Consider the following 2,778-nt stretch of genomic DNA (forward strand, 5'->3'; position numbering starts at 1 on the left):
TCTTTGCGTGCAGCCCTTTTGCGTGGCGCTGCGGGTGTTCGAGGCCGGCGCCGCGCGGCCGGCGGGCGATGCGCTGCAGGGCTCCGGCCCGCCGCCCTGACCGGCGTACGGGCATAAAAAAAAACGCCAGGCCCGGTGGGGCGCTGGCGGTCCATTCCAGGGAAGGGCGCCGGCCGGGTAGGCCGGGCGGACCCTCCTCGGGCAAGGGCGGGTCAGGGGTACAGACCGCGCATTTCGCGGGCGTGCAGGATGCGCTGGCACGCCACGATGAAGGTGGCCGTGCGCAGGCTCACCTTGTGTTCCTGCGCCACGTGCCAGATGCCGGCGAAGGCCTCCTGCATGATGCGCACGAGGCGGGCGTTGATCTCGTCCTCGCTCCAGAAGAAGCTGGAGAAATCCTGCACCCATTCGAAGTAGCTCACCGTCACGCCGCCGGCGTTGGCGATCACGTCGGGCAGCACCAGCACGCCCTTGTCGTGCAGGATGTCGTCGGCCTCGGTGGTCGTGGGGCCGTTGGCGCCCTCGATCACGAGCTTGGCCTTGATCTGGCCGGCGTTGTGCTTGGTGATCTGGCCTTCCAGCGCGGCGGGGATGAGGATCTCGCAGTCCACGCCCCAGAAGTCTTCCTTGGCGATCGCATCGGCGCCGCCGAAGCCGCCCACGCCGCCCGTCTTCTTGACGTGCTCCAGCAGGGCGGGCACGTCCAGGCCGCCCTGGTGGAAGATGGTGCCGGTGTGGTCCTGCACGGCCACCACCTTGGCGCCCGCTTCGGCGAACAGCTTGCCGGCGATGCCGCCCACGTTGCCGAAGCCCTGCACCGCGATGCGTGCGCCTTCCAGCGGCAGGCCCGTCAGCTTGGCGGCTTCCACGCCCACGGTGAACACGCCGCGGCCGGTGGCCTCGACGCGGCCGAGCGAGCCGCCCAGGTCCACCGGCTTGCCGGTGACCACGCCCGTGGCGGTGGCGCCGGTGTTCATGGAGTACGTGTCCATCATCCAGGCCATGACCTGGCCGTTGGTGTTCACGTCAGGGGCGGGGATGTCCTTGGAAGGGCCGATGAGCAGGCCGATCTCGCTGGTGTAGCGGCGCGTCAGGCGCTCCAGCTCGCCGCGCGACAGCTTCTTGGGATCGACGCGGATGCCGCCCTTGGCTCCGCCGTAGGGCACGTTCACGGCCGCGTTCTTGACCGACATCCAGGCCGACAGGGCCATCACTTCGGACAGCGTGACGTCCTGGTGGAAGCGCACGCCGCCCTTGCCGGGACCGCGGCTCAGGTTGTGCTGCACGCGGTAGCCCTCGAAGTGGGCGATGGTGCCGTTGTCCAGCTCGATCGGCACGTCCACGATCAGGATGCGCTTGGGGCGCTTGAGCGTTTCCACCCAGCGCGCCAGGTTGCCCAGGTAGGGCGTGACGCGGTCCACCTGCTGCAGGTAGTTGCCCCACGGGCCGAGGTCGTCGGCCTGGAGGTAGGAGGGCAGTTCGTGCTGGGTGCGGGTGCCGTTGGTGTTCGACATGAGGGGGTTTCCTTGAAGGAGGGATCAGTTCAGACGACGGAGCTTATGCCTGCCCCCGGCAACTGTCCAAGGCCGGAGTGTTACAGGTTTATGCGCCGAATGCATAACCTGGGCAACGGGTCGCAACGCCGTTTTTCAAGGGCCGGCCGACGGGCGGTCGCGCGGCTCATTCCACCTGGATGCCCGCCAGCGCGGGATCGCCTTCGGGGTAGCGCAGGCCGAGCCGGGCCAGCACCTCGCGCAGCACGGTGGCGATCATCAGGTTGCGGTGGGTCTTGGAGTCGGCGGGCACGATGGTCCAGGGGGCCCACGGCGTGTGCGTGGCGGCCAGCAGGGTGGCGTAGGCGCGCTGGTAGTCGTCCCACTGCTTGCGCGCGGCGATGTCGCCCAGGTCGAATTTCCAGTGCTTGGCCGGGTCGTCCAGGCGCTCCTGCAGCCGCTTGCGCTGCTCGTCCCGGCTGATGTGCAGCATGAACTTCACCACCACGGTGCCGGTTTCGGTCAGCAGGCGTTCGAAGTCGTTGATGTGCGCCAGCCGCTGGCGGTGCTGCTCGGGTGTGATCCAGCCGTTCACCACGGGCACCAGCACGTCTTCGTAGTGGCTGCGGTTGAACACGGTCAGCTCGCCCGCGCCGGGCACCTGCTGGTGGATGCGCCAGAGGTAGTCGTGGGCGCGCTCGGTGTCGGTGGGCGCCTTCCAGCCCACGGCGTGCACGCCCAGCGCGCTCATGCGGCCGAACACCCCGCGCACCGTGCCGTCCTTGCCGGAGGTGTCGGTGCCCTGCAGGATCACCAGGAGCTTGTAGCGCTTGTCGGCGTATAGCAGGTCCTGCAGGGTGTCCAGTTCGAGGGCCAGGGCCTCGACGCGCGCCTTGTCGCTGGCCTTGTCGCCCTGGGAGAAGGGCTTGGCCGCGGGGTCGAAGCGGGCCAGGTCCAGGGCGGGCGGGGGGCCGTCTTTCGCCGCTGCCTTGGCCTCGGCCTTGGCGGCCTTGCCGGCCGGCTCCGCGTGGGCCGGCGCGGGCTGCCATGGCGCCAGGCGCCGGGCGATCTCGTCGGGGGTCAGGGGAGCGGGTGCGGGGGCTTTGGCGGCCATGGCGGGTCCTGGTGGGGTGGGAAAGTCCATAGTGTCGCGCGGGCCGCACAATCATCGCCCGAGCCCTGAACGAGAAAGCCCTTCCATGTCTGTCGACCCCGCCGTGAATTCCGCCGATTCCTCCCCTCCGGTTGCCGAGGTTGCCGCGGTCGCCCAGGCCCTGCTGCAGGC

The 2,778-nt window shown here is 69.5% G+C and carries 2 protein-coding genes; both read right to left on the minus strand.

Annotated elements, in window-relative coordinates:
• Window positions 1–212: 212 nt before the first annotated feature.
• The gene (locus AC27IO_RS22520) at window positions 213–1,514 is read right to left on the minus strand and encodes a Glu/Leu/Phe/Val family dehydrogenase (RefSeq protein ID WP_498740864.1); all 1,302 of its coding nucleotides are present in this window, start codon (window positions 1,512–1,514) and stop codon (window positions 213–215) included.
• Between the two features lie 166 nt (window positions 1,515–1,680).
• On the minus strand, window positions 1,681–2,607 hold the full coding sequence (locus AC27IO_RS22525) for a PPK2 family polyphosphate kinase (protein ID WP_498740866.1): 927 nt from the start codon (window positions 2,605–2,607) through the stop codon (window positions 1,681–1,683).
• Window positions 2,608–2,778 lie beyond the last annotated feature (171 nt).

Source organism: Acidovorax sp. KNOB132, assembly GCF_057541515.1.

What these genes read in the sequence shown, in the direction of transcription:
- AC27IO_RS22525 (WP_498740866.1), bottom strand. Translation starts at nt 2,607, where the DNA reads ATGGCCGCCAAAGCCCCCGCACCCGCTCCCCTGACCCCCGACGAGATC.
- AC27IO_RS22520 (WP_498740864.1), bottom strand. Translation starts at nt 1,514, where the DNA reads ATGTCGAACACCAACGGCACCCGCACCCAGCACGAACTGCCCTCCTAC.